General features: G+C 58.8%; 21 protein-coding genes and 12 pseudogenes. 12 read left to right on the top strand and 21 right to left on the bottom strand.

Going from position 1 to position 25500, the window contains the following annotated elements; genetic code table 11:
* Window position 1 precedes the first annotated feature (1 nt).
* Complete coding sequence (locus EFR00_RS00210; protein WP_077994595.1) at window positions 2–541, bottom strand: hypothetical protein; 540 nt, start codon at window positions 539–541, stop codon at window positions 2–4.
* A 98-nt stretch (window positions 542–639) separates the two neighbouring features.
* Here EFR00_RS00210 and EFR00_RS00215 point away from each other — a divergent pair, with 98 nt between their 5' ends.
* The 4 genes from EFR00_RS00215 (at window position 640) to EFR00_RS00230 (ending at window position 2325) form a co-directional block, all read left to right on the top strand.
* Window positions 640–1005: a MarR family transcriptional regulator gene (locus EFR00_RS00215; RefSeq protein ID WP_077994592.1), complete on the top strand. Its 366-nt coding sequence runs from the start codon at window positions 640–642 to the stop codon at window positions 1003–1005.
* Between the two features lie 200 nt (window positions 1006–1205).
* Window positions 1206–1433: a CopG family transcriptional regulator gene (locus EFR00_RS00220; RefSeq protein ID WP_183758872.1), complete on the top strand. Its 228-nt coding sequence runs from the start codon at window positions 1206–1208 to the stop codon at window positions 1431–1433.
* Window positions 1430–1873 (top strand): TA system VapC family ribonuclease toxin, encoded by a 444-nt coding sequence (locus tag EFR00_RS00225; protein ID WP_077994590.1) that lies wholly within the window; start codon window positions 1430–1432, stop codon window positions 1871–1873. The genes EFR00_RS00220 and EFR00_RS00225 overlap by 4 nt, the downstream gene beginning before the upstream one ends.
* Window positions 1874–1971: 98 nt before the next feature.
* Window positions 1972–2325, top strand: a complete 354-nt coding sequence (locus EFR00_RS00230) for an alpha/beta hydrolase family protein (RefSeq protein ID WP_406550317.1) — start codon at window positions 1972–1974, stop codon at window positions 2323–2325.
* Between the two features lie 80 nt (window positions 2326–2405).
* Here the strand turns inward: EFR00_RS00230 and EFR00_RS34140 are convergent.
* From EFR00_RS34140 to istA, 7 genes and pseudogenes are all read right to left on the bottom strand, one after another.
* Window positions 2406–2548: pseudogene (locus EFR00_RS34140) on the bottom strand (TetR family transcriptional regulator); the annotation flags it as partial.
* A gap of 49 nt (window positions 2549–2597) precedes the next feature.
* Window positions 2598–2690, bottom strand: a pseudogene (locus EFR00_RS33370) (LysR family transcriptional regulator); the annotation flags it as partial.
* Window positions 2691–2724: 34 nt separating this feature from the next.
* Window positions 2725–3804, bottom strand: coding sequence for a 2-keto-3-deoxygluconate permease (locus EFR00_RS00240; RefSeq protein WP_208655926.1), 1080 nt, complete (start codon window positions 3802–3804; stop codon window positions 2725–2727).
* 109 nt (window positions 3805–3913) lie between these two features.
* Window positions 3914–4684 (bottom strand): SDR family NAD(P)-dependent oxidoreductase, encoded by a 771-nt coding sequence (locus tag EFR00_RS00245; protein WP_077994581.1) that lies wholly within the window; start codon window positions 4682–4684, stop codon window positions 3914–3916.
* Window positions 4685–4753: 69 nt separating this feature from the next.
* On the bottom strand, window positions 4754–5020 hold the full coding sequence (locus EFR00_RS00250) for a nucleotide-binding domain containing protein (protein ID WP_281040095.1): 267 nt from the start codon (window positions 5018–5020) through the stop codon (window positions 4754–4756).
* Between the two features lie 177 nt (window positions 5021–5197).
* Window positions 5198–5932, bottom strand: a complete 735-nt coding sequence (istB, locus tag EFR00_RS00255) for an IS21-like element helper ATPase IstB (RefSeq protein WP_064818141.1) — start codon at window positions 5930–5932, stop codon at window positions 5198–5200.
* 5 nt (window positions 5933–5937) lie between these two features.
* Window positions 5938–7431: pseudogene (gene istA, locus EFR00_RS00260) on the bottom strand (IS21 family transposase); the annotation flags it as partial.
* 118 nt (window positions 7432–7549) lie between these two features.
* On the opposite strand from istA, the pseudogene EFR00_RS00265 reads away from it, so the two are divergent.
* Together EFR00_RS00265 and EFR00_RS00270 are read left to right on the top strand one after the other, a co-directional pair.
* A pseudogene (locus tag EFR00_RS00265) lies at window positions 7550–7885 on the top strand (AI-2E family transporter); the annotation flags it as partial.
* Between the two features lie 143 nt (window positions 7886–8028).
* Window positions 8029–8303 (top strand): annotated as a pseudogene (locus tag EFR00_RS00270) (helix-turn-helix transcriptional regulator); the annotation flags it as partial.
* A 234-nt stretch (window positions 8304–8537) separates the two neighbouring features.
* On the opposite strand, the gene EFR00_RS00275 reads toward EFR00_RS00270, so the two are convergent.
* The 5 genes and pseudogenes from EFR00_RS00275 to EFR00_RS00295 all read right to left on the bottom strand — a co-directional run.
* Window positions 8538–9599, bottom strand: coding sequence for an ABC transporter permease (locus tag EFR00_RS00275; protein WP_077994579.1), 1062 nt, complete (start codon window positions 9597–9599; stop codon window positions 8538–8540).
* On the bottom strand, window positions 9596–11185 hold the full coding sequence (locus tag EFR00_RS00280; protein WP_077994672.1) for a sugar ABC transporter ATP-binding protein: 1590 nt from the start codon (window positions 11183–11185) through the stop codon (window positions 9596–9598). Before EFR00_RS00280 ends, EFR00_RS00275 begins: the two co-directional genes overlap by 4 nt.
* Window positions 11186–11262: 77 nt before the next feature.
* Window positions 11263–12228: a sugar-binding protein gene (locus EFR00_RS00285; RefSeq protein WP_077994577.1), complete on the bottom strand. Its 966-nt coding sequence runs from the start codon at window positions 12226–12228 to the stop codon at window positions 11263–11265.
* A gap of 535 nt (window positions 12229–12763) precedes the next feature.
* Window positions 12764–13087 (bottom strand): annotated as a pseudogene (locus EFR00_RS00290) (methyl-accepting chemotaxis protein); the annotation flags it as partial.
* Window positions 13088–13286: 199 nt separating this feature from the next.
* A pseudogene (locus EFR00_RS00295) lies at window positions 13287–13759 on the bottom strand (transcriptional regulator); the annotation flags it as partial.
* 306 nt (window positions 13760–14065) lie between these two features.
* On the opposite strand from EFR00_RS00295, the gene EFR00_RS00300 reads away from it, so the two are divergent.
* Together EFR00_RS00300 and EFR00_RS00305 are read left to right on the top strand one after the other, a co-directional pair.
* Window positions 14066–14332, top strand: coding sequence for a type II toxin-antitoxin system ParD family antitoxin (locus tag EFR00_RS00300; RefSeq protein WP_077994576.1), 267 nt, complete (start codon window positions 14066–14068; stop codon window positions 14330–14332).
* Window positions 14329–14640, top strand: a complete 312-nt coding sequence (locus EFR00_RS00305) for a type II toxin-antitoxin system RelE/ParE family toxin (RefSeq protein WP_077994574.1) — start codon at window positions 14329–14331, stop codon at window positions 14638–14640. Before EFR00_RS00300 ends, EFR00_RS00305 begins: the two co-directional genes overlap by 4 nt.
* Before the next feature lie 248 nt (window positions 14641–14888).
* On the opposite strand, the gene EFR00_RS00310 is transcribed toward EFR00_RS00305, so the two are convergent.
* The 7 genes and pseudogenes from EFR00_RS00310 to EFR00_RS33995 all read right to left on the bottom strand — a co-directional run.
* Window positions 14889–15119, bottom strand: a complete 231-nt coding sequence (locus tag EFR00_RS00310) for a hypothetical protein (RefSeq protein WP_040112724.1) — start codon at window positions 15117–15119, stop codon at window positions 14889–14891.
* A gap of 32 nt (window positions 15120–15151) precedes the next feature.
* Window positions 15152–15556: a hypothetical protein gene (locus EFR00_RS00315; RefSeq protein ID WP_009983201.1), complete on the bottom strand. Its 405-nt coding sequence runs from the start codon at window positions 15554–15556 to the stop codon at window positions 15152–15154.
* A complete protein-coding gene (locus tag EFR00_RS00320; protein ID WP_040112722.1) occupies window positions 15553–16800 on the bottom strand; it encodes an adenylate/guanylate cyclase domain-containing protein in 1248 nt (415 codons plus the stop codon). The genes EFR00_RS00315 and EFR00_RS00320 overlap by 4 nt, the downstream gene beginning before the upstream one ends.
* On the bottom strand, window positions 16797–17186 hold the full coding sequence (locus EFR00_RS00325; RefSeq protein WP_009995274.1) for a response regulator: 390 nt from the start codon (window positions 17184–17186) through the stop codon (window positions 16797–16799). The genes EFR00_RS00320 and EFR00_RS00325 overlap by 4 nt, the downstream gene beginning before the upstream one ends.
* The gene (locus EFR00_RS00330) at window positions 17183–20227 is read right to left on the bottom strand and encodes a GAF domain-containing protein (protein WP_077994572.1); all 3045 of its coding nucleotides are present in this window, start codon (window positions 20225–20227) and stop codon (window positions 17183–17185) included. Before EFR00_RS00330 ends, EFR00_RS00325 begins: the two co-directional genes overlap by 4 nt.
* Window positions 20228–20411: 184 nt before the next feature.
* Window positions 20412–20736 (bottom strand): annotated as a pseudogene (locus tag EFR00_RS00335) (transposase); the annotation flags it as partial.
* Window positions 20737–20835: 99 nt separating this feature from the next.
* A pseudogene (locus EFR00_RS33995) lies at window positions 20836–20949 on the bottom strand (hypothetical protein); the annotation flags it as partial.
* Between the two features lie 440 nt (window positions 20950–21389).
* Here EFR00_RS33995 and EFR00_RS00345 point away from each other — a divergent pair.
* Together EFR00_RS00345 and EFR00_RS00350 are read left to right on the top strand one after the other, a co-directional pair.
* Complete coding sequence (locus EFR00_RS00345) at window positions 21390–22928, top strand: winged helix-turn-helix domain-containing protein (RefSeq protein WP_077994570.1); 1539 nt, start codon at window positions 21390–21392, stop codon at window positions 22926–22928.
* A 217-nt stretch (window positions 22929–23145) separates the two neighbouring features.
* Complete coding sequence (locus EFR00_RS00350; protein ID WP_077994568.1) at window positions 23146–23451, top strand: hypothetical protein; 306 nt, start codon at window positions 23146–23148, stop codon at window positions 23449–23451.
* A gap of 462 nt (window positions 23452–23913) precedes the next feature.
* On the opposite strand, the pseudogene EFR00_RS00355 reads toward EFR00_RS00350, so the two are convergent.
* Window positions 23914–24981 (bottom strand): annotated as a pseudogene (locus EFR00_RS00355) (RHE_PE00001 family protein); the annotation flags it as partial.
* On the opposite strand from EFR00_RS00355, the pseudogene EFR00_RS34000 reads away from it, so the two are divergent.
* Together EFR00_RS34000 and EFR00_RS34005 are read left to right on the top strand one after the other, a co-directional pair.
* Window positions 24972–25082, top strand: a pseudogene (locus EFR00_RS34000) (type II toxin-antitoxin system HicA family toxin); the annotation flags it as partial. The pseudogenes EFR00_RS00355 and EFR00_RS34000 overlap by 10 nt on opposite strands.
* A pseudogene (locus EFR00_RS34005) lies at window positions 25079–25434 on the top strand (type II toxin-antitoxin system HicB family antitoxin). The pseudogenes EFR00_RS34000 and EFR00_RS34005, both read left to right, overlap by 4 nt.
* The last annotated feature ends 66 nt before the right edge of the window (window positions 25435–25500 follow it).

Consider the following 25500-nt stretch of genomic DNA (forward strand, 5'->3'; position numbering starts at 1 on the left):
GTCAGTACCAGACCCGCTGCGTGCCGGCGCCATCGATAGTCACGTCGACATAGTGCGGCTGCGACCGGACATTGGGACGGACGACCGGATAGCCGATGCAACGGAAGCGGCCGTCCTCACGCTGCCATCGCGGCGATTGAACCGAGCTCTCTTCGGCATAATGGCCGTCCCGCCCGCTGTGGCAGAAAGCCTCGCTGACCCGCTGCAACGATGTCGAGATGCAGGTCACTTGTTCTCCACGCGCGCCATAGCTGCCTTCCAGCATGTATCCTGCGTTGCAATAGTAGGGTTCGTAGCCGGGTCGCGAACTTTGAAAGCCGGCGCCGCTGCACGTCGGGAACGAATGGCCCTCTGCCATCTCCCGCCATAGTTTCTGGACCGGTGGCCGGCACTCGACATATTCGGTCGCCCCGCCGGGATTCGAAAGGCAGAGAAGAACTTGGCATCCCCAATCATCCGCTCGCGCGTTGCTGTCCGAAATGAGATAGGGTGGTAACATGCAGCAAATCGCAAGCAGACCATTCAGCAGAAGGTTTTTCATGGGACAGACCCTCGGACATCACAATGGACGAGCGCACACTGGACATTTTGCCCGGCAAGCGTGTGAACTTACTGACTTATATAACATAGTTAAATGACATGGCAAGAGCAATGAAGACGCAATGGCATAGCCTCGCCTTTTCAGGCCTCATTCTGCATGAGATCCTGGACCACCCGCTTGAAGATGAGACCCCACAGGCCCGGCTGAAGCAAGTCGGCATGATGACCATCATTTACAGCATGAACCAGGCTCACCAGAAGCTAACCCTTTCCAGCATAATGGAAGTTACGGCTTTGACACGCACAGGCGTCAAGGAGACGGTCGATCTTTTGGTGAAGCGAGGAATGCTGAACGAGACGATTGTGAAAAACTCGATGGGCCGTGGAACGGCACGCAAGTTCGAGATTTCGGAAGGGCTGTTGGAGAAGCTGAGCTCCTTTAATGAAAGCCGAGCGTCGGTCTAAAATAGCTATTTTTAGCGAGTAATCGTGCAGAAGCCTACTGACGAACAAGCAGATCCGTCCTGACCGGATCCGAAACCATTGCACCAGTCTATTCACCGGTGAAAACGGCTGAAATCATGCGTGCTTTTCAGTATCCACCTTGAGAAGGTCGACCACTTGCTCTATATGATGCGTGATGATTGATGCGCAATGAGGCGGATATGAGAACGACCTTGGCAATCGACGACGATGTCCTGATCGCCGCAAAAGCGATGGCAACCCAGCAGCACCGGAGCGTCGGCGAGGTCATTTCTGAGCTGGCGAGACGTTCTCTGCGCCGACCGCCCAGCAGCGGTGAGCGCAACGGCATTCCTCTCCTGTCAGCTCGGCCGGAAGCGCCGCCAGTGACGCTCGAAATCGTCAACGCCTTGCGTGACGAACGGCCGTGACTTTCCTGCTCGACGTCAATGTGCTGATTGCCTTAATCGATCCGGGCCATGTAGCTCATGATGATGCGCACGAATGGTTCGCTGCGATCGGTCAGACCGCGTGGGCTACCTGCCCCATTACCGAAAATGGTGTCCTCCGGATTGTCGGCAATCCCAAATATCCCAACTCTCCCGGTTCACCGGCACTCGTGATGGAGATCGTCCGCAAATTGCGGTCACTCCCCGGTCACAGTTTTTGGCCGGACGATGTCAGCCTTGTCGGGTCAGGCGATATCGCTCCCACGAAAATCCTAACACCGGGACAGGTAACTGACACCTACCTGCTTGCGCTAGCCAAGGCGCGTGGTGGCCAGCTGGCGACATTCGATCGCAAGCTGTCAGCGGCAGCGGTTACAAGGGGCAATTCTGCCTTGCACCCGATCGCCACGAGCAGATCGTGACTTCCCATCTGCCGTTCGGGTCATCTCGCGATGCGATGTCGGCGGTACGTGCTATGAAGTCGGGAGCTCGTGAGCCAGCCGGCGGCTGGAGACGACCAGTGGCGGAGATTTCTGGTGATGCCACAGGGTGGCCGGCGATCACGATCTGGCATGGTGACAAAGACCGGACGGTAAATCCGTTGAACGCACAGGCTTGCATAGATCAATGGCTGGCGGTGCTGCGCATTTCAAGAGACGGCGGTAAGAACGAACCAAGGGTGTGGGGAAGACTGCAGACATGGAAGGCGCCTAAAGGAGAAACGGTGTCGCTTTACTCCATCCAAGACCTTGGCCACGGACTTCCGGTCGGCAGGCGGCAACCGGCTGAGACGCGCGATTCGTTTGTCATCCCCTCCGGCATCTCCCTACCCCTGGAGCTGATGCGACTGTGGGGCTTGAGGAAAGTTTCTTGAAAAGCTGCGGTAGAGAGCCGTGTCGCACTGTTCGCTAATTCACGTTATTCCGCGACCTTCATGGAGAGCAGCTGCCTCCGTAACTCAGGGCGGGGATCAGGGACCGAGTTGATCATGGCTTCGAACAGGATTCTCCCTGGTTCAAAGCAGAGACAGTGCCCTTGGTGACGCCGCCCCTGTCGGCGACGTCCTCGATGCGTGTGCCCGCGAAGCCGTTTCTGACGATGCCTCGACGGCGGCACCCAGGATCTAAGTGGGCTTGGCTGGCCAAGCTTCTGCTCGAGATACTGCACACGGCGGCTCACCGTGCTCTGTGTCATGTCAAGTCGACGCGCCTCAGCCGCCGTTGAACCAGTGCGCAAGACGGTTTCGAATGCAGTTTAGAGGGCTAACGGAGGCCTACGCCACGCTGGCTACTGGATCGGCCACAGTGAGCCCGCCGGAGCGCTTTAGAGCCCAAGATGCCACGATCGGTGCCAAGATGGCGGTGACCAAAACCGCTGTCGCAGTCTGCGCTGTGGCCGATTCGACGAAGGGTAGGAAGCGGGGGTCGGCGACGGCGACCGCCATGGGGACCGCCACAGCGTTGCCGGCAGTTGTACCTGCAGCGAAACCAATGCCGCTTTTCGGACCGCGCCGCAACAAGAACCGATAGCCAAGGTAAGTAAGTCCGCCGGTGAAAACGACGACGCCGACACCAAGGAACAGTCCCTGCAGTCCACCAGTCAGCACAGTACCCAGACTAATGCCAGTGCCTACTGCGAAGGACATGAAGGGGATGGTAATGCTCGGCACGCTATCGAGAACACGGGTCCACTCACGATCAACGGCACCGACAAACAGACCCAGGGCGAATGGGACAATCGCTGCGACCAGCGCAACGAAAGGGATCTGCCCGAGGCCGGAAGCGCCCAGAAAGATCATGGCAAGGAAAGGGCCGTCATCGAAGGCGCTGGCGACATAGGCACCTGTGTCGCGTTCGTCTCCGTACTCGCCGGCGAAAGCCAACCACAAGGCTCCGTTGCTGTTGCCCATAATCGCGAGGAGCGCCAGGATCGATATCCCCCAGAAACCTTCGAGCCCAAATATAAGGCCCAGAATAACGGCAATTGTCGCAGGGATGAGGGTCTTACAAAGTAGCACCACAACAGTGGTAGCGGCCGCTGCCTTGCCGCTGTGGCTTCCAGTGATTTGCGCACCGGTCGCAAAGATCAGCAGCCCGATCAGAGCTAGAGCACCGTCTTTGAACAATGCTTGAGTAAAGCCGCCAATCCTCAGCGCATCCGGCGCAAACGAGTTGATGAGAACGCCAAGTACGAGTGGGATTAACATCATACCCGCCGGGACCTTTTGCATCGTCTTGAAGAACGGAATTGACGATGAACCTTGCCTGAATTGAATTTTTTCCATGAGGCACACCCCTGTTGCGCGCCATACCTCCCAGGTATTGACGACGTTTTGTCGAACCTTGAATTTCAACTAAAATCTTGCGTCGAGTGGATGTGCCAGCACCTGAGCTTGTTCCCCAAGCGGCCACGCCCTATCAACGCCCATTAAAGAGCCGCTGACTTACCGCAGCGATCCGGGCTTAAGCCGGGAGCGCCCCGGCTGCGAGAAAGCCGCCATCTACCGGAATGACTGCACCGTTCACATAACTCGCGCCCTCGGACGCCAGAAAAGATACGGTCGCTGCAATCTCACCTGGCTTGCCATAACGTCGCGCCGGAATTGCTGCCGTGTATGTCGCTCTGAACTCCGCACTATGCAGGGCTTCCGTTAGTGGCGTGTCTACTGGACCAGGAGCCACGGCATTGCTGGTGATGCCGTAGGCCGCCAGCTCCGCAGCCATTTGCCTGGTGAGCCCGATGACGGCTGCCTTTGACACACCGTAGGCGGTCCGGCCATGGCCCACGGCACGCTCGCCTGCGACAGACGCGATATTGATGATTCTGCCCCAACCAGACTGGCGCATGAGCCGCGCGGCGTGTTGGCTGCACAACATTGATCCCGTGACATTAATGTTGATCGTTGCAACCCAGTTGTCGTAGGGAAAGTCGATAAAGGGAAACGTCTTCGCGATGCCGGCATTGTTGACAAGCACGTCGCAGCGGCCGTGTTCTTTTTCAACCGTACTAAACGCCTCAGCGATAGAGTCGGGGCGTCCGACATCCATAGGCACGTACGCCGCTCTCAAACCTACGGCCTTGAGTTCGTCCGCAGCCTTCTCTGCTGCCTCCTTGTTTATATCAGCAACGATAACCGCGAAGCCGTCTGAAGCGAGATGATGCGCGATCGAAAAGCCGATCCCCATCGCAGCCCCAGTCACAAGCGCAATTCTCGTTCGATCCTCGTGTGGCATGTTGTTTCCTCCCTAACGCCATACTTTCCTGACACACTTCAGCCTTTACAAGGCAGAGTGTGCGAAGCTTCACTGTCCATCCCTAGCGGTGACGAAGTAATCGACAGCTCCCACCTGCCCGCCCTTCATTGCGATCTCGATCCCATTCCTAGATCGCTCTTGGGAGTGAGCGCGGCACAAAGGACCGCCTGGGGCCAGCTTTGCAACACTGGTCAGGGCGTCGATCTTCAGCCTCAGAGCAGCATGGCTCGAAGTGTCTCCTCCCGACAGCACTACCCGATTTAGGCTAGTTTCTGAGATCAACCTATCGAGTACCCCCCCAAGGCTGCTCCCCAGAAGATCGTTGACAACTTCAGCACTCTTGCTGTCATGGTGTCAATCGGCGTCCAAAGTTCACCCCTTATCGGCGTCCAATTTTGACCCCCCATATGCTGTAGATCAGCGCTTGGCCTGCCCGGCGCTGGCCGGGGTTGCAGAGGGTAGGCCAAGTGCGCGTGATGATCGTCTTCGGCTTTAGCTTTGAGAGCGGTTCTTGAAGCGCCAGGATTCGTTTCCGGTTTCGACGATCTCGCAGTGGTGGGTGAGACGGTCCAGAAGCGCGGTCGTCATCTTGGCGTCACCGAACACCGTCGGCCATTCTCCAAAGGCCAGGTTCGTGGTGACGATGATCGAAGTCCGCTCGTAGAGCCTGCTGATCAGATGGAACAGGAGTTGGCCGCCGGCCTGGGCGAACGGCAGGTAGCCGAGTTCGTCAAGGATGATGAAGTCGAGACGGTTGAGGTAGTCGGCCGTCCGCCCCTGCTTGCCGCTGCGCGTTTCCGTTTCCAAGCGATTGACCAGATCGACGACATTGAAGAAGCGCCCGCGTGTTCCGTTGCGGATCAGTGCGCGGGCAATCGCGATGGCCAGATGGCTCTTCCCGGTTCCCGTGCCGCCGACGAGGACAACATTGCGCTGATCGGCGACGAAGGTGCCGGTCGACAGCTCCCGCACCAGGGGTTCATTGACGGGCGTATCGGCGAAGTCGAAGTCGTCGATGTCCTTGGCGAGCGGCAGCTTGGCAATGCTGAGCTGGTAGCGAATGGAGCGGGCCTGCTTCTCGGCGATCTCCGACTGCAAGAGATCGCCGACGATGCGCGGCGGTTCGTGCTGCCGCTTGATGCCGTTGCCCATGACCTCGTCGTAAGCGCCGCGCATTCCATAGAGCTTCAGCGTGCTCATCAGTTCGAGAACCTGTGTGCGTTCCATCAGCTTGCCCTCCTGAGGCTGTCATACCGTGCGCAGTCGGCGACCGGTTCATGGGTAAGCCGCAGCGCATCCGGGGTTTGCAGGGTTGCGGCCGGGGCCGGATCACGGCTCCGGGCCAGAATGTTGATGATCACCGAGGCCGAGCAGACGCCGTGATCCAAAGCCTCCTGGCAGGCAGCATCGACGGCCGCCAGACCGTCGGCGGGAACGCATCCGAGAATGGTGACCATTTGCCGATCACCATCATGGACACTCTTCAGCCGCCGGCGCACTTTCTCCATCGCTGTGGGTAGGACCCATTCACGGAACGGCGCACCATTGCGCAAAGCACCGGGTTTGCGTGCCAGAACAGGGACATAATGCCAGGGATCGTAGATCGTCTCGCCACGGCCAAAGCAACGAGGATGCTCACCGACGTTCACACCGTCCTGCCTGATGACGATCTTCTCGGCATAGGCGTGAACCTCGACCGGCCGGCCGACCGCAGTTGAGAGGACGGAGTATTTGTTGTTGTCGAAGCGGACCGTGCAGGTCTTCGACACCGAGGTCGGGACGCAGTGGAATCCGTCGAACGGCCCGACGTAATGGACGAGGCTGCCGCGCTCCTCCTCGAACATTTGCCAGATCATCCGCTCGGTCTGCTCGGGATGGCGGTGCGCCTTGGCGTAGGCGATGCACTTGTCGAGCAGCCATACGTTCAGCTCTTCCAGGCTTTTGACGCGAAGGCGTGGAGTGAAGAAGCGTTCGCGCACGAGGCCAACCTGGTTCTCGACCTGCCCCTTCTCCCAGCCTGATGCGGGCGTGCAGGCCACGGGATGAACGAGATAATGGCTGCACATCTGCAGGAAACGGCGATTGTATTGCCGCTCCTTGCCGACGAATACGGCCTCGACCGCCGTCTTCATGTTGTCGTAGATGCCGCGCGTGCAGGTGCCACGGAAGAAGGCGAAGGCCTTGTCGTGCGCATCGAACACCATCTCCTGGCTTTCGCGCATATAGGCCCTGACGAACATCATCCGGCTGTGGCAGAGCCGGACGTGAGCAACCTTGACGGTCGTCGTCACGCCGTTGATCAGAATGATCTCGTGGCTCCAGTCGAACTGGTAGGCCTCACCCGGCGCGTAATAGAGCGGCACGTAGGCTTCCGCCGTCATGGCTCCCCGGTTCTTCGCCCAGGTCTTGGCGTATCGCCGGATCGCGTCATAACTGCCGTCGTAGCCGAGTGCCCGAACCTCCTCGTAAATCCGGATCAGCGTCAACCGTTCGCGCGATGGCTTGCCCTCGTTGGTCGTCAGGAACCGCTCGATCTCGGCCTTCCACGCTCCGATCCTCGGCAGCGGTTGTCGCTCTCGTTCATAGGTAAAATCGGTCTCGTCGGAACGCAAAATCTTGCGGACCGTGTTGCGCGAAACATGCAGTTCCCGGACGATCTTCTTCACCGACCAGCCCTGCACATGGAAGGCCCGTCGAACACGCGCAATAGTATCCACTCGCTTCAACTCCCACTCCATCCGCCGCCAAAAGCCGGATGGTCAGATGAAATCTGAGGGGGGTCAAAATTGGACGCCGATTACCCCGCCAAGGGGGTCAAATTTGCACGCCGAAACACACATTTCGAGTCGCGGCGCCATGAGCCTCGTTCCGAAACAATCGAACGCCATCGTGGTTTGCTTCCTCAACGAAGACTCGGCAAGGCACGCCAGCGTACTTATTCGTCGGTTCAAGCGCATATACCCGGCCATTCGCGTCGGCGCAGTTTTTTGGGTGGAAAGCGAGAAGGAAAGGCAAGAGCCCGCGCTTCGGGAGGCGGATTTCGTTGCCACCACCTTGACCTCAGCGGCCCGCGAGGCACTCGCCGATGCACCGGCATCATTGGTGACGCCCGCGCGCAAGATTCGTACCAGGCGGTCCTCGAACAAGACAGGCATAACCGCCGCGCGGTCCGAGCTTTAGCCCGAGCCTTGGAGGGATATGCATGGGGGATGTGGGACCCGGAACCAGATGTGATGAGATGAGAAGTTCTGGTTTACCACATCGTACTCGTCGACGCACCTATGCGATTCGGAGGCGGTCGAACGTCAGGATCGTCTCGTCGAGATTGGCCACTCGATGGACTTGCGTCACGTGCGGCCATGTCCCCGCGCAGTTCCAACGCCATTTCCAATCTGAGACAGGCATGAGGTTCCGCGCCTGGCGTCAGCAGGCGAAACTCCTCAAAGCGGTGGAGTGGCTCGCGGCCGGCCGAAGCGTCGGCGATATCGCCTTCTCGCTCGGCTACTCAGGCCCCAGCGCCTTCATTGCGGTGTTCAGGTCAGCCTTCGGTGTCTCTCCTGGGAAATATTTCCAGCTGGAAGCAAGGGAGCCTTTCTGATCAGCGCAGTTGGCTATGTACGTCCTGGCGGGTTAGTCTTTGGTGCACGCCGTCTCAGGCGTTGTCCGGACTGGCACCCTCAAGAAACTGCACGCACTCTTTGCCTCCATCAAACGGCATCGGGTAATCAGTGCGGTCGAAAAGTGTCGTTTTTCCTAGGAATGGTCCTCTTCACGCTGCGATCCGGCGCGTCGTTAGAACCGTTTGATACACTAACGACGCAGCCTCTTCGCGCTAGCGGCGGCCTGATGAGCTGTTCTCATCCACGAGCCGGTCCTGATGGACGACAACCGGCAAGTTGCCATCGTCCGCAACTCGGGCTTCGGTCTTTCGGGCAGCTGAGTGCAATCGGCGCTGTGCGCGGATTGCGTTCCATTGTTGGTCGATCAGCACGCCGATGAGGATCACGCCACCCATGACGGCGAAGTTCAACGAGGAGGGGATGCCAAGCAGGTTCACGAGGTTCTGCAACTCTTGAAGCAGGACGGTCCCGAGCACGACGCCGATGATCGATCCCTCCCCGCCGCGGAGCGAGAACCCGCCGAGTACGGCAGCTGCAATCGCGTAAAGTTCATAGAACTGGCCGTGGCTGGCCGGCGAGATCGAGCGCGTGTACATGGCGAAATAAATTGCCGCGAGGGCAGTAAGCAGTCCGCAGATGACATAGGCCGACATCACCATCCGGTCGGTCCGGATACCGGAATAGCGGGCTGCCTCCTCGTTCTTGCCAATCGCATAAAGATATCGCCCGAAGACAGAGCGATGCAGCACCACCCACATGACCACGGAAATGATGACGAGCGCTATGAAGGTGTTGGGAACGCCATACAACCGCCCGGCGGTCAAGAACTCGAGGTACTGGAAATTTTGGCCGAACGCAAAACCGGCCGTGCCGTCGGCCGTATAGAAGCGCGCCGCGCCTCGATAGATAAGGAGCCCGCAGAGGGTGACGACGAAGGGTTGCAGGTTCAGCCGAGTGATCAGCCAACCGTGAATGGCACCTATAACCGCGCCTAGCACTAGAATGACTGGCAGCGCCAGCATCCATGGCATTTCTTGGACGGCGACGAAATCGATAAACAGCACACCAAGAAGCGCTACGAGCGAACCAACGGAAAGTTCGATCCCACCTGTAATAATGACGTAGGCTTGGCCAATCGACAGGATGCCGAACAGGCCAATCAGGTTGGCGGTATTCGCCAGGTTGATCGGCAGCAGAAAGCGCGGATTGATGATCGCGACGACAATGCCCACGACGACAATCAAAAGCAGCAGTCCAAGATCTTTTTTGATCATTTGAGATCCATTCCCCCGATATCTAACATATCGCCGGCGGGGCCTGCTTTTCGGCCTTTGCCGACAGCGAGCAAAAGGACGCTTTCCTGGCTGAATTCGTCCTCATCGAGAATGCCCGCGATCTGGCCCCTATGCATGACCGCAATGCGGTCCGAAACGCCAATCACCTCTTCCATGTCGCTGGAGATCATCAGGATCGCGACACCGGCATCTGCAAGAGCGCGCATCAGGCCATAGATCTCGTTTTTAGCGCCGATATCGATGCCGCGTGTCGGCTCGTCGAAGATCATCACCTTCGGGCTCATCGACAACCATTTGGCAAGCACGACCTTCTGCTGATTGCCGCCGGACAGAGTGCCCGTTCGGCTTGAAACAGACGGCGCCTTGATGCCGAGGCGTACGCGCTGCTTTTCGGCGGCCGCCGTCTCCCGCTCGGCGGAAAGCATGAAGCGGCTGGCGAGCATGGTGAGATCGGCAAGGGTTATATTCTGGGCGATGGGGAAATCAAGAAGAATGCCGTTGCGCTTTCGATCCTCTGGCACCAGGAAAATTCCGCGAGCAACGGCTTCCCGCGCAGAACGGATTGCAATTTGCTGCCCGTCCTGCAGGATTACTCCGCCGTAACTGCGATCAATGCCGAAGATCACCCTGGCAAGCTCGGTGCGGCCGGACCCGACGAGGCCCGCAAGTCCGAGGATTTCTCCATACCTGATTTCCAAATCAACGGGTCGGCCGGGATAAGCCGCAGTGCGCACGGCACTTACCTTCAGCGCGACTGAGCCAGGTGAACGTTGCGGCTTTGCGGTACGGGCGGCAAGCACCCGGCCAATCATCAGCTTGACCATCTGGTCGTGGCCGATGTCTTTCTTGGCGAGAGTTCCCACAAGCGCGCCATCACGCAGTACGATGACCCGGTCGGCAACGCGCTCAACCTCGTGGAGCCGATGCGAGATGAAAATAACGCTGATGCCATCTGCCTTCAGCGATTTGATGATGCTTAGCAGCCGCTCCGTTTCAGCCATCGGCAGGCTGGAAGTGGGTTCGTCAAAGATGACGAGTCTCGCATTAATAGACAGCGCCTTGGCGATCTCGACCATTTGCTGCTCGGCCAGCGAAAGCGATGCCACCGGTGTGTCGGCGGAAAAATGCGCGCCCACGCGCCTCAAGAGCGGCTTCACCATGTCCCTTAGTCGATCGCGATCGACGAGCTTGAGAGGTCCTGCTTTCAGCGGTTCGCGCCCCAAGAAGATATTGGCAGCGACGTCGAGATTCTCAAAGAGATTGAGTTCCTGATGCACGAAGGCGATGCCGGCGGAGATGCTCGATTCCACGGTGAGGAAACGAAGCTCTGCGGCGTCGAGCAGGATCGTGCCGCGATCGGGTGCGATCACACCGCCGAGAATCTTCATCAGCGTCGATTTCCCGGCCCCGTTCTCGCCGACAAGTCCGATAACCTCGCCTGGCATGATGTCCATTGACAGGCCGTCGAGCGCAATGACGCCTGGATAGGTCTTGCCAACGCCGGAAAGCGAAAGGATTGGCTTTCCGGGCACACCCGGCGACGGCATGTTGGAACTATGATTCATCGGCTGTCCTTGGCTGTTGATCTGTCGGTATGAGACGCCTTTTGCGGCGGCGGTACGTGCCGCCGCCGCAAAGGAGGTCATTTTCCGGCCATGGCCTTCAGGCTGGCGGCATACTTGTCAACGTCATCCTTGCCGATGATCACCGTCGGGATGATGATCAACCCATCGGTGGGAATGCCTGATTTGTCGCCTTTGAGGTAGGCGGCCATCAATTTCATGCCCTGATAGGCCCATTCGAACGGCTGCTGTACGACGGTTGCCGCGATCGTGCCTTCTTTGACCCCACCGAGCGTGATCGGATCGTCATCAAAGCCGACGACGGTGATCTGGCCGAGTTTGCCTGCGTCGCGCAGCGCCTCATAGATGCGCGGCGTGTTGTAGGAGTAGAAGCCGACCATGCATGTCAGGTCGGGGCTGGCCACCAACGCATCCTCGACGTTCTTCTTGGCGCGCGTCTGATCGATGTCGTCACCGCGAACGTCGACAAGCTCGATTTTGGTACCTTTTAGCCCTTCTTTCATGCCTTCGATGCGTTCCCGGGCATTATCGGCCCCCAGCAGACCGACGAAGCCCATGCACTTGCCGCCGTCGGGCATCGCCTTCTTGGCGATCTCAGCGGCCTGCTTGCCGGCGTCGACGTTCGAAGAACCGATATAAGCAACCCGGTTGGTCTTCGGCGCGTCGCTATCGGTGGTGAACAGAGCCGTCTGCGAGCCGATCTTGTTAAGGCCCTCCGTCTGGGTCTTAGGATCGACGGCGGAGACCATGATCCCCTTGACGCCGGCGCTGACGAGATCTTCCATGAGACGCTGCTGAATGGCCACAGCCGCCTGCTCAGGATATTTCAGTTCCATGTTGTAGTCTGGCATTTCGGCCTGCGCCTTCTTCACGCCGGCCTCGGCGGCTTTCCAGAAGTCAGACGCTCCATTGACGACGAATGCGAGTGTCGGCTTGTCGGCGGCATGGGATGCAGCCGCCGATGCCCCACTCAACATCAACGCAGCGAAGAACAAGGCAGCATTTTTCCGTTTCAGCTGTTTCATAATCTCCTCCCAAGGGCCGCGTTTGCGAGGGCCCATTCGCGACTTGCGGCCGGCCGCATGCGCGCGCCCTCCAGGGCCGTCGCAAAGCGACGTGTGGCATAGGTGCCGATCGCACACCGACGGTATACCAGAATCTAAATTAGTAAATAGTCATATGAATGGAGATCAAAACATGGCGATGGCCTTGCCGCCAGAGATTGCTAAAGTCCTAGCGAACTAAGCCGTCAAGCAGCATAGCAACACAATGTTTGTGGCGACGGCACCCGTCAGAAAGATTCCGTTTAAGCGCGTTAGCGAAGACGTAGTTCTCTTTGCAGCCCGCCGCTGCCGAACCTTGGTCCGTCCGCTGGCGCGGACGATCAAAGGCTCGGTGAAGCCAATCGATGTGCCCGAACTGGAATACCCTGCGTCTGCCCTGGGTGACGGACGAGAGCCGGATTCCGGGTAGAAGCTGTTCGCCAGACGCGCCATGTCATGCAGCCATGGCCATTGATTGACCTCGTGTGCAGACTTCAAGAGCGGGTGGTTGCTGTGTTCATCTGTGCATCGCTCGGCGCGCAGCCAAATCCACTGGTCTGTTGTCTCGATCATCCCGCGGATGCCCACCTGCCCTGCGCGCGTCACTTTCAAGCTGAAACTGATTCACCAGTTCTCTCAATCGGCCGGCCTCGGAGGACAACGATGCGGCGGCGGCAGTGGACTGCTCGACCATCGCTGCGTTCTGTTGAGTTGCCTGATCCATCAGATTGACAGCGGTGTTAATTTCGGCGAGCCCTGTGGATTGTTCGCGCGCTGAGGTCGCGATTACTTGCATGCTCTGGTTGATCTGCGCGACATGCTCGCTGATCGACTTTAGTGAGATGGCGCAATTGCAAGCGCCAGGGCTTTTGGCGCGTCCCGTCCGACGAACGGTTTCAGGTAATGCGGGACGCTTTTGAACCGCGGCGGGATTATTTCTCGATCGTAGCCAGTCAAAGATGAATGGTATCCCGTCGCGACAAAGGCTTTCCGCAATGGGAAAAGATGTGACATCCGCGGCCGACGGTTGACCGGCTTTATCAATCGAGCTTCAGCCGTTTGCGCAGATCGGCATTTTCAGCGCGAAGTTTCTCGGCCAGAAGCTTGCGCAGCCGTTGATTCTCCTCTTCCAACTGCAGGAGATCCGCCATTTCATCGATCGCTGTCGTCGGCGCGGCCGAGGCTGTCTGCACGGCCTCGGAGCACGGCGCATAGGTGCGCGCCTGGCGCTCACCGCACCTTCGATCACCTTTGTCTTGCGCCCTCTCCTCTTCACGCCACCGGCGCCGGCCAGAGCAGCCGCTGGCTCTGCCGTAGCGTCAGCTGACGCGGTCTCGAGTGCCGCCGCTTTCTTGGCGCGGGGTTTGCGCTGTTTCTTCGGCACAATGGGCGTTTCGACAACGGTCGGCACATCGGCACTGGTTGCAGTATCAGTCTCGTCGGCAATGCTTATCTCCTGTGTATCTCATGCAGTTGTCGACGCCCCGAGACGCGGCGTCAACAACGACTCGGACGATGGAAGCGGATCTCGATGGTCCAAACGGCGCTAAGCGCGTCATGCTGTCGGTTCTGGCCGGGGTGCCATATAATTTTGGAGCCCCTTGGACCTTTTTCTGCCAGCACCCTGGTGCCCAGCAGGTATCGAAGGGAGTTGCGTGCGGGAGTGGCCAAGATGATCGTGAAGATGTCTTCAGCCAGATTGCTGGGTAGCAATGGCCGGCGCGGAACAGCTAGAGAGAGTGAGAGAGAGAACCGATCACGCTTGATAATAGTTGATAAACGGCATATCTTGTCTCCGTCAAAACCGATGGAGAGCAGAATGATTAGTGCCGATCTGGGAAAGCAGCTCGAAACCTATATCCAGCAACTTGTCGACACAGGTCGCTATGGCTCGAAAAGCGAAGTTCTCCGCGAAGGTGTTCGACTGGTTCAGGACAGGGAGACCCGGCTTGCCGCACTGGATGCTTCCATAATGCGCGGCATTGCCGATGCCGAGGCGGGCCGGACTAAGCCGGCGAGCGATGTCTTCGACCGGCTGGAGGCAAAGTACAGTGTGATGGTTGATCAGGCCGAAAAATCGGCATGATCCTTGAATTTTCCGACGAGGCGGAGAACGATCTTGAGCAGATCGCCGATTACATCGCGTGGGACAACCCACGCCGTGCCCTTTCATTCGTCCGGGAGCTCCGCAGCAAGTGCAAAGACCTCGCCGACAACCCCAACGGTTTCGCCCTCGTTCCCCGCTACGAGCACCATGGTATCCGTCGACGCGTTCATGGCAACTATCTGATCTTCTACCGCGTGGAGAACGCGAAGGTGATCATCATCCATGTCCTGCACGGCGCGACGGACTATGGCGCAATCCTGTTCGGCGAGTTTAATGGGTTGATCTGAGGCGACCTCGCGCACTAAAGCCGAGCTAAGCGGTTACCCTCGTCTCAGTGTCATCGCGCGGATCAGCCATTCCACAATCATGCAGTTGAAGGGATCTGAACCTGCGGTGCGTTAACTCAGATAAACTAGGCGCCTGATAAACCGAAATTCACGGCATAACGCCTATTTATGGAATTGCGCGGCGCACGTTCGGCGCCGAGGAAGCCGGATGGCGGCCGCCCCTTGGCGAATTGCGCTCACCGCCGCAATTACATAGCTGGCAGCAGCGTAACTTCATTTCGCCCAAGATCGACCTGAACAATAAATTCTGGTGGGTCGATCACGGTATTTGGATCAGATGCTCCCTCAACAGCGAACGTCACAAGATACTGGTCGACAGCAAGATGACGAGCGGAGATGGGTTCCTCGAAGCGAAGCCCTTTTTCGGTCGCGAAGGCCTTTGCCAAGGAGATTGCATGCTGCTCGGACGTGGCGTTCATTTTCCTATTGCCCCCTCAATCTGTTCACATAGTCAATCGAGAACTGGCGCTCTGCATTCCGGATCGAAGCGTTCGCCGATATAGCTCTTCTTGGTCTGGAAGCTGCTGTTGGTGGCTTCGCCATAGGCGGCATAACGGGTCTGCTCGACTTGGGTGCCGCTTTCGTTGGTCACCTGCCGCACCGAGGCCAGATGATCGCGGTGCAGGAAGAACTTGTCCTGTGTGGTGCTGCCCTTGGTGATGACGATCTTGGCGTCGGGATGCGGATAAAGCGTGTAGATATCCGTACCCGGCGTCGTCCGGCCGATCTCGATATTGGCGTCGGGATAGAGAATGGTGCCGAAGGCCCAACTCTTCTTCGCCCGTGATCCGTCCGGTCCGTAGATCAACGGATGCGACGATGAACCGACCGGCAGAATCTCCGACCGATAGTTCACAGTGTGATCATCGCGCTCGTTTCGCCATTTAGCAGGCGCTTCAGGTGAAAACTGGCGAGCCGGTCTTCCGCGTCACGGCCAACCAGGGCAGCAAATGAAGCAACCGCATGACTATCGCCGGCCTCCAACTGCTCGAAAGCCACCAAGTACGCGTGCGTTTCTGCGCTGCCACATCTTACGGCATCAAGCGGCTCGAAAGCGCGGACAGGCTCGGTCCGGCCCCGAAGGAGGAGATCACCTACAGGGCGGCCGCAGAAGCCTTGGGCGTTGGCGGCGATGGTGGCGCTCACGCAGATACGGGTCCCTAACGTCTTGTTGGCCGCTTGCAAGCGCGCGGCAACATTGATCGTGTCGCCGTAGGCGCTGTAGTCGAAAAACCTTCCTCCCCCGAAATTACCGACGACGGCGCTTCCGGCATGCGCGCCGATTCGGGTATGGCCGAGCGGTATTCCCTTCTTGCTCCAGTGTTCGCGGAAGGAGCACGCGAAGCCGTCGAGTTCCAGCGAACAGGCGATGGCGCGGTCCGCATGGTCTGGTTGATCCGCCGGAGCTCCAAAAAGAACGTGGAGTGCATCGCCGATTATCTTTGCTACGGTCCCCTCGTGGGCAAACACGATGTCAGTCATTCCTACGATGTAGTCGTTAAGGAGGGGTCCGAGCACGTTTGGTTCGATCGCCTCCACGAGCGAGGTGAAGCCTGTCAAGTCGGTAAAGAGCGAGACTACCTCTCTTCGCGCTCCACCGAGGTCAAGGGCATTGGCACTACTTGCAAGACGATCGGCGAGATTGGGTGAGAAGTAACGCGACAGCGACGCACGAGCTTGCTCCGCCAACGCCTGCCGGCGCTGCACCTCTCGCATGTTCTCGACGTGGCGAATTGTCTTGTCGATTGTTGCTTCGAGATCGCAGAAATCGATTGGCTTTGTCACGAAATCATAGGCGCCGCGGTTCATCGCAGTCCGGATGTTTGCCATGTCACTGTAGGCGGAGACGATGATCGTCGAGAGGGTCTCGCCTCTCTCCCGTAGCCTTGCCAGCAGCGACAGGCCGTCCATGCGCGGCATATTGATGTCGCTCAGCACGACGTCCACCTCTTCGTGGTCAGCAAGTATCGTCAACGCCTCCACGCCATCGCGGGCAAACAGAAAACGCAATGCGCCGTCGCGAATGCTTCGCCGAAACTTCTGGACGAGAAGGATCTCCAGGTCGGGCTCATCGTCCACAACGAGAATGCTGATGCTCATGTGAGCCGCCCAATGCGCATGTCGATTTCTTCTCTAAGTGCCGCGAAGTCGATCGGCTTGGTCAGCAATGCTTCGGCGCCGCCATCTAGGGCTTCTTGTCTCGTCTGTGGATCGCCATAGGCGGTGATCATGATCACCGGCACATCCGGCCGTATACTGCGCGCCATCGGCAGTAGCTCAAGACCACTCATGCCCGGCATGTTGATGTCAGACAGAACGAGAATGAGGGTGACGTCCTTCGCATCGGCGATCCGCTCGAGGGCAGCTCGCGCTGATTGCGCGAACTCCATCAGGAACCGCCTGCCGCGCAAATCACGGCGGAACTGTTGGCGAAAAAGATGCTCGATGTCCGGCTCGTCGTCGACCACCAGGATGAGAAGGCTCATGGTTCACCCTTCGAGGTTCCTGTCGCGGCGGCAATTCGGGGCAGTTGAATGCGGAACTCTGTGTGGTGCCCGATTTCTGTTTCCACCTCGATCGAACCGCCGTGCTGCTTGACTATGATATCGTGGCTGAGGGAAAGCCCGAGCCCCGTTCCCTCGCCAGCAGGCTTAGTTGTGAAGAACGGGTTGAACATTTTCGCTCTCACATCGGGGGGGATGCCGGGGCCATTGTCGCGGATAATAATCTCTACACTGTCGCCGAAGTTCCGGGTGATCACGGCCAGCATTGGCTCGTACACATCACCGTTCTCGCAAGCCGCGCGGCGTCCCGTTGCGTAAAAGCCGTTCGAGATGAAGTTGAGAAGAACGCGTGTGATCTCCTGTGGGTAAACGTCAACTTCGCCGGCCGCCGGATCGAACGATTTCTGCAGGGTTATGTTGAAACCCTGCTTTTCGGCGCGGGCGCCATGATAGGCAAGATTGAGGCTCTCCTCGACAAGAGCATTGATGTCGACCAGCCTGCGCTCGCCGACCCCTTGGCGTGAGTGCAGGAGCATGTTCTTGACGATCGAGTCGGCACGCTTGCCATGCTCGACAATCTTTTCGAGATTGCCTTTGAGCATCGCAGAGATCTCGTCGATTTCGGCCCGTCCTGCGCCCTCTGCGACTGCACCATCGAGTGCGTGTTGCAGGTCCTCGATCAATTCAACGGAGATCGCTGAAAAATTGTTGACGAAGTTCAGCGGGTTTTTAATTTCGTGGGCGATACCAGCGGTGAGCTGCCCGAGCGAAGCGAGTTTCTCCGTCTGGACTAATCGATCCTGAGCGGTTCTCAGTTCTCTGAGCGAGCGCGAAAGCTCCTCGGTTCTGTCTTGCACCTCCTGAAAAAGGCGGACGTTTTCAATTGCGATCACCGCCTGGTCGGCGAAGGTCGAAGCCAACTCGATCTGCTTATGGGTGAATGGCCGCACGGTCGATCGGGTCAATGCGAGGACGCCGATCGGGCTTCCCTCACGCAAGAGCGGCACCCCGAGTACGGTCCGAAAACCGCCAAGTCTTTGCCCCTCGATCAGCTCGTACTCCGGGTCGTCTAGAACATCGGCGACCTGAACCGGCCGGACTTCGAGCAGCGTTCGCCCAACGATGGTGCCGCGCCCTGGCTCCAGCGGGAGAGCCCGAAGATACTGGCCGAATTCCTGTGAGAGGCCGCAGCTGGCGACAGGATAGTGCGCGCCACCCATCGGCCGGGTCATCGTCGCCATATCCGCGTCGCAAAGACGGGCAGCTGACGATACAAGGGTATCCAAAACCCCCTGCAGGTCGAATGCGGAACGACTGATGACCTTCAGCACGTCGGCCGTCGCGGTCTGTTGCTCCAGCGCTTCGGCCAGCTCGGCAGTCCGCGCCTTCACCTCGTCGAACAGCCGCACATTCTCAATCGCGATGACCGCCTGGTCGGCAAAGGTCTGGAGAAGGCCAATCTGCTTTTCGGTGAACGGCTTGACCTCAGTACGGCGGATAACGAGGCCGCCAATTGCCTCGTGTTGCCGTAGCAGTGGCGCCGCAAGGATGGTGCGATGTCCCATCCGAACGGCCATGCGCTGGCCGTCCGGGAACTCGTCGGCTTCGGCGCTCAGGTCGGGGACGTGAATCGGCTTGCGGTCCAGGACCGCCCGCCCTGTAGCCCAGTCCCGTGACATTGGCCAGCCGAATAAATCCATTGGAATCGGCCCGTGATGCGCTCTCGCATGGAGCAAGTCGCCATCCTTCAGGAATATCACTGCATCATAAGCGTTGCAAAGTCGCACAGCCGATTCGACAAGCGTATCGAGCACTGCCTGCAGGTCGAATGCTGACCGGCTGATGACCTTGAGGACATCCGCTGTCGCAGTTTGCTGCTGGAGCGATTCTTTTAGCTCGAGATTGCGCTTCTCCAGATCGGTGAACAGCCGGACGTTCTCGATTGCGATCACCGCTTGATCGGCGAAGGTTCGCAGGAGCTCGACCTGGCGCTCCGGAAAACATCCGATCTCGCGGCGGTCGACGCCGATCGCTCCGATGGGACGGCCGTTCAGCGTGAGCGGCACACCGATGGCACTGCGGTAGGACACGATCTTCGCCAACGAGAGGAGTTGGTACTCGGGATCGGCAAACACGTCGGCAATCTGCTCTATGGCGCCGCTGAGAACGGCACGCCCCGTCACATTGGCCCTGCTTGGTTTCCGGGGAAAGATGGCTCGAACCGCTTCGATGCCTTCGCGAGAGACACCATGATAAGCGACCGGGTGCATGAGTTCCCCATCGAACCGGAAGACAAAGCAGAATTCCGCCGCGCAAAGTCTCGCCGCATTCTTCGCGATTGAGTCGAATACCGGCTGCACGTCGGTTGGCGAAGTCGAGATGACGCGCAGGATTTCGCTGGTTGCCGTCTGCTGCTCGAGCGCCTCGGTGAGCTCCCGGTTGCGCCCCTTCGCCTCATCGAAGAGCCGAACGTTCTCGATCGCAATCACCGCCTGATCGGCGAAGATACGGAGGAGTTCGACCTGGCGCTCAGGAAAGCATCCGACGGCCCGTCGAGTGACGGCTATCGCTCCGATCGGACGCCCCTTCCACAAGAGCGGCACGCCAATGGCGCTGCGGTATGCCACGATTTTGGCGAGAGGGAGCATCTGATAATCTGGGTCGGTAAAAACGTCGGGGATCTGTTCGACCATTCCGCTGATAAAGGCTCGGCCCGTCACATTGCCTCTATTCGGTTGGCGCGGAAACTTGGCACGTACGGCTTCGATGCCCTCGCGCGAAATGCCGTGATACGCGGCCGGATGCAGCAGCGCTCCGTCGAACCGAAATACGAAACAGAATTCTGCCCCGCAAAGCCTTGCTGCGCTCTCCGCTATCGCGTCGAATACCGGCTGCACGTCGTCGGGCGAGGTTGAGATCACACGCAGGATTTCGCTCGTCGCCGCCTGCCGTTCGATCGCGTCGGCAAGCTCGCGCTTCAGCAGATCTACTTGACGTCTGAAGCTGAGGCCTGAGACCTCCATGTCCGCCTCCTCGGCTCTCCAGCGACGAACTCAGCGAGGACCATCCCAACGGTCCGGCGATCGGCATGCAACAATCAGCAATCAACTTCCGCAGAACGAAGAATAGCCTATCTGACCGGCGGTGACGAGGATTAGGTAATGCTTGTACTTAGGGATGGCGAAGAACAGTCGCGTCGAACAGCCTTTAACGCCGACACAGTATTTCGCTGCACAGTGGCGCTTCGCTCTCACGAATGTCTAGTCTAGAGCGGGATGTTTTTAAGGCGTCGAGGATTGTCCGCAGTTCGTCCTGCACGGCCTGCCTTGATCTGGCTTGGGCCTGGCGCAGCCAGTGCTTGATCTTGGCGAAGAGCTTTTCGATCGGAATATTTTGGCAGGAAGAGTAGGTGGGCGCCGGCCTTGCGAATGGCGGCGCGGATCTCCTTGACCTTGTGGGAGCCGAGATTGTCGAGGATGACGATGTCGCCGGCTTTGAGTTCCGGCACCAGCACCTTCTCGACATAGACGCGGCAGCTTGGCGGCATGGACCAGATCCAGGATCGCGGCGAGCGGATTGCCAACAGCGCGGCGAACTCCTTGACGAATGGCGTACCCACTGAGCGGATCGGCGGGTCAGCAACCGTGTGGCCAGGAGTAGTTTTCCGGCCGGGCAGACCGTCGCCGACAACCGTCAGCAAAACCGCGTCGCGGAAGGCGATCTCTTCCTCGCTGCGGCCCAGCATTTTCGCCGCGACGACGGCGGACCTGAGAACAAAGCGATTTCGCCCCGCAGCCGAGCCACCCGGGTCGGCATGATCAGATTATCGAGCGATTTCAGGGTAATACTGGCGGCCAGGCCCGACGTCGGCCGCGGCAATAGCGCCTAGTCCGGCAGTCGCGTCGACCAGGTCGGGGTAGTGGAGGCAGAAGGCGAAAGCGAATCCATGTTTGGCGAAGGGCAAAAAGTGCGGATACTGCCTTAATATTACACACAACCGCACCGCTCGTCATCGCTTAATAACGACCGATAAGGTTGGCTTATCGTTCCTAAATTCATCGTCTTGGAAGTGTCCTGATAATCAACCAAAAGTGTGAAAACTTCGCTAGCGCGGGATGCTTTCAGCGACCCCTTCAGCCTCGATCGCCAGTTTCCGAGGGTTTTTTAATCGCATATATTGCACGCATGGTGGAGCCGCGACATACCTTCGGCCCGTTTGTCCTGGATGTCGGCTGCGGTCTGCTGCAGCGGAGCGGCAAGTCCGTGGCTATTGGCCACCGAGGCCTCGCCCTCCTCCAGGCACTCCTCGAGGCCGACGGAGGAATCGTTTCAAAGGCGGTCCTGATGGAAAGGGTATGGCCAGACGCGATCGTCGAAGAAGGAAATTTGACCGTGCAAATCGCGGCCCTGCGGAAATTGCTTGGCCCCACCCCCGATGGGCGTGAATGGATCGCAACGGTCCCTCGTGTCGGCTATCGCCTGGTTCGCTCAATCGACGGATTAGAAAAGACCAATGTTGCGCTTTCCGTCGCGCCGGCACTTGCAGTTTTGCCCTTTGCCAATCTCAGTGACGTCGCCGAGCAGGACTATTTCTCCGAGGGCGTGGTAGATGACATCATCACCGCACTCAGCCGGTTCAAGAGTTTTGCTGTGGTAGCCCGCAACTCCAGCTTTGTTTTTAAAGACCGCGCGATGGATGTAAGGTGGGTGGCGAAGGAGCTCGGCGTTCGCTATGTGCTCGAAGGCAGCGTCAGGCGACGCGGCAATATGCTGAGGATTACGGCACGGTTGGTCGAGGGTATCGGCGGCGCGCATCTCTGGGCCCAAAGCTTCGACGGCGAACTGGACAACGTATTCGAATTCCAAGACGACATCACCGAACGCGTCGCGACCATCGTCGGTCCACTGATCCAGAGGGCGGAGATCGACCGCTCGCGGCGCGAGCGGCCGGGTAGCATTGCTGCATACGACATCTACTTAAGGGCGCTGTCAAAAATTCTGACAGAATCTGCGAGCGACAATGCCGAGGCCTTTACGCTGCTCACTGAGGGGCTAACGCTCGAGCCCGACAACGCACTGCTCAACGCCCATGCAGCTTGGGCACTGGAGCACCGGATTACCATGGGCTGGCCACCGCTCGGGCCTGAAGACCGCGAAAAATGCTTCATGCTGGCGCGAAGGGGTCTGGAGAATTCTGCAGGCGACCCGGCGGTTACGGCGCATTGCGCCATGGCGCTGGTTCAGGTTGCACGGGAGTACGACTGGGGCATGGCGGTACTGAAGGAGGCCGTCGAGGCTAACCCTAACAATCTGATGGTCGTGACCGCGGCAGGCGTAGCCAACCTGCATTGTGGCAGCGTCGAAATGGCGCTCGCCTTGTTCCATCGGGCGAGTCGGCTCTCACCACGCGATCCCCTCGCCCACATTTCGCTATGCGGCACGGCCCATGCACAAATGATCTTGGGAAATTACAGCGAGGTCCTGGTTTCGGCTGCACGAGCGCTTGCGATTAATCCAAATTTCGATGCCAGTCTCTGGATGCTGATCGCCGCCAACGCGCATCTCGGCCGCCTCGATCAAGCCCGTCATTTCCTCGAGGAGCTCAGAAAAGCCTCTCCGGCTGTCACGATCGCACGGATCAGGGCAGGACAGCCGGCCAAGGACCCAAGCAGGATTGCTCCTATCCTCGAGGGTTTGCGGATTGCCGGGCTTGAAGAAGACTGATGGCGCCGCACCGCCCGCTCGTCCGAACATGGGGATGTGACTATCGCGCCTCGGCAGCCGAGCGGCACGCGAAGGGGCAACCGATCAGGGAGTTTCGGTTGTCGTGGCCTTTTGGAAATTTAGTACTTTTTAGCATCCGCTGAAGGACCCTAAACGGGCCTGTCATAGAGAATACTCCTCTCCGCGTCGACTGGCGCACGATTAGAGGAGACTCACAATGCTGACGACGTTGACGATCCTTTCCCTCGACCAGGGCAAAATCTATTCACCGCCTCCCGAACCGTTGGACGAAGTGGCGAAGGCGGAGATCAACTCATTTTCCTGCAGCAGGCAAATCTTGCCCACCCGAAAGACCGCTGGCATCGTGTTTGATTGGTTGACTCCGCCGATTATTGGTCTGCGCCGAACCATTGACCGACTGCTTTCGGTGCGCAGTTTGCGTTACTTGAAAAGGCACGCGCGCCGGCGCTTTCGGCATACTCCCCCACGCTTGTTTTCAGTCATCGGCAGGGATAATCAATGACGATACGCATCTGTTGGCCCGAAACATCTCACCGATGTTCGGGATTCAGACATTTCCGACGATGTGGTTGCAGCGGGGCGCCGGATCTGCTGCCATGACCGCATGAAAGAAGGAGTGGTCAAGAGCAAGCAGCAAGCGAAGAGTTTCGTCCTGGCGGAGCCCGTCGTGATCGATGATCAGGAGCCTTGCGAAAGGATCAATGGGTTACTGAGCGCTTCGGCAATGTCACTCACCTGAAGCAAGACATCATCGACCACCTTTATCCAGATGGGGCGGGTCTTTTGGCCCCAGGACCTTGCTTAGACAGGAGCAGAGTTGAGCTTTGACCATCTCGCGGAGCATCGTGAGCGTCTCGTGCATGGGCGTTCCGCGGCGTGCATCCGTTCTCGCTATTTTTTTCCCCGTTCTCCGATGCGCCCTCACTTCTGTGAAAGACCTTGATTGTCGAACCGAGTGATCTGCTCACAATACCCCCCACGCCCGAAACCTCCCCCTCCCCGTCATCTCGCGCAAGCCCAGTTCCAAAACAATCCGCCGCGCCGCCTGCGGCGTCACGTCCAGCGTCTTCGCCACCATCCCGGCCGACACCAGTGGTTTCGCCATCACCAGTTCGACCAGCTCCGGCAACTTTGACGACGTCCGTCGCCCCTCCAGCTTCCGGTCCATCAAGGTACGGGCCAACAACAGCCGGTCATGCTCTTTCATGCCGATTTCGGCAGCCGCCAAAAAACCATGGGCAATGGCCAGCAACCGCGTCTCCCGGTCGCGATGACAGCGCCGATCGACCGGAATGGTTTTGAGGCCGACATCGACGGCGGTGAGATGGGCGCTGGTGGTGATACCGGCCTCTCGCAGGATCGACGCGGCAAACAGCCGGCCGAGCCAGGGGGCGTGCTGCAGGACGGAAAGCTCGTTCCAGGCATCGAGGGCGATGATGGCCTGCAGCACCGCCGGCAGGTCTTCGACCTTGCGCAGTACGCCGCGCCATTCGTCGAGCCGGGCATCCTCGTCCCAGTCGAGGTCATAGACGAGAGGGTCTCGTTCGCGGTTATCGGCCGGAGCCCGGCCGGGCCGTGTCGCGTCCTCGATTACAGCCTCCGAGCGGGCCAGCACCGCATCGATGGCGGCATAGTCGACGCCGGGCAAATTTTGCGCGTCCTCATCATCTCCCTCCCCTTCCCGCTCGGCCATTTTTGCTGGCTCGACGCTGCTCTCGTCCGCGGTACCGGTAGGACCGTCTGATGGTCCAGGCCACGCCTGGGTCTGTCGCAGGGTTCGGACACCCCCGGCAGACAGCGCCCAGTTGGGCGACTGTGCGGTAATGCGCCGGCGCGTTCGCAACACGTCGCGAGCGATAGTCAGCTCATGAGTGGGCGTGCGGATATCGTGGGTGGCGTCGTGGAGGACGAGGTCCTCGAGATGCACGAGTTCGCCGTCGATCCACAGCGAGGCGCAGGCGTCGGCATAATTTTGGCGCTCGATCCAGCCGGCGCCGACGGGTGAGCGGGCAACGCGCTCGTCAAGACGGGATCATTGCGAGCTTCCATCGACCTCATCCGGACAAGGAAGCCAAGCGTTATCTGGTCCGCGATGCTCGCGAGTTCCTGATGCAGATTGGAGTAACGCCATGAACATCATGGCCTACAACGGATATCACGCTCGCATCGAATTCGATGCTGAGGGCGATGTGTTTTTCAGCAGGATTGCAGGTATCTCCGATGTAATCGGCTTTCACGGTGACAGTGTCGCTGAACTCAAGAAAGCCTTCCATGAGGCAGTCAATGACTACCTGGAGACCTGCAGGAAAATCGGCAATGAGCTCAGCGACCCTATTCCGGGAAGATGATGTTTCGTGTCGCTCCCGAAGTCCATCGCCGAGCAGCTCTTGCTGCTGAGCTTTCGGGAAAGAGTCTGAACCAGTGGGCAGAAGAGGTGCTGGAAAAGGCCGCCGACCATTATGCCGAGGCGCGCTTGCCGGCGTAGTTCCCTTCACCGTACCGCCCATCGGCGTGTCCGATGAATTGGTGTTCCCTTCGATCCATTATGCGA

The sequence above is a fragment of the Rhizobium sophoriradicis genome, from assembly GCF_003939025.1.
Taxonomy (GTDB): domain Bacteria; phylum Pseudomonadota; class Alphaproteobacteria; order Rhizobiales; family Rhizobiaceae; genus Rhizobium; species Rhizobium sophoriradicis.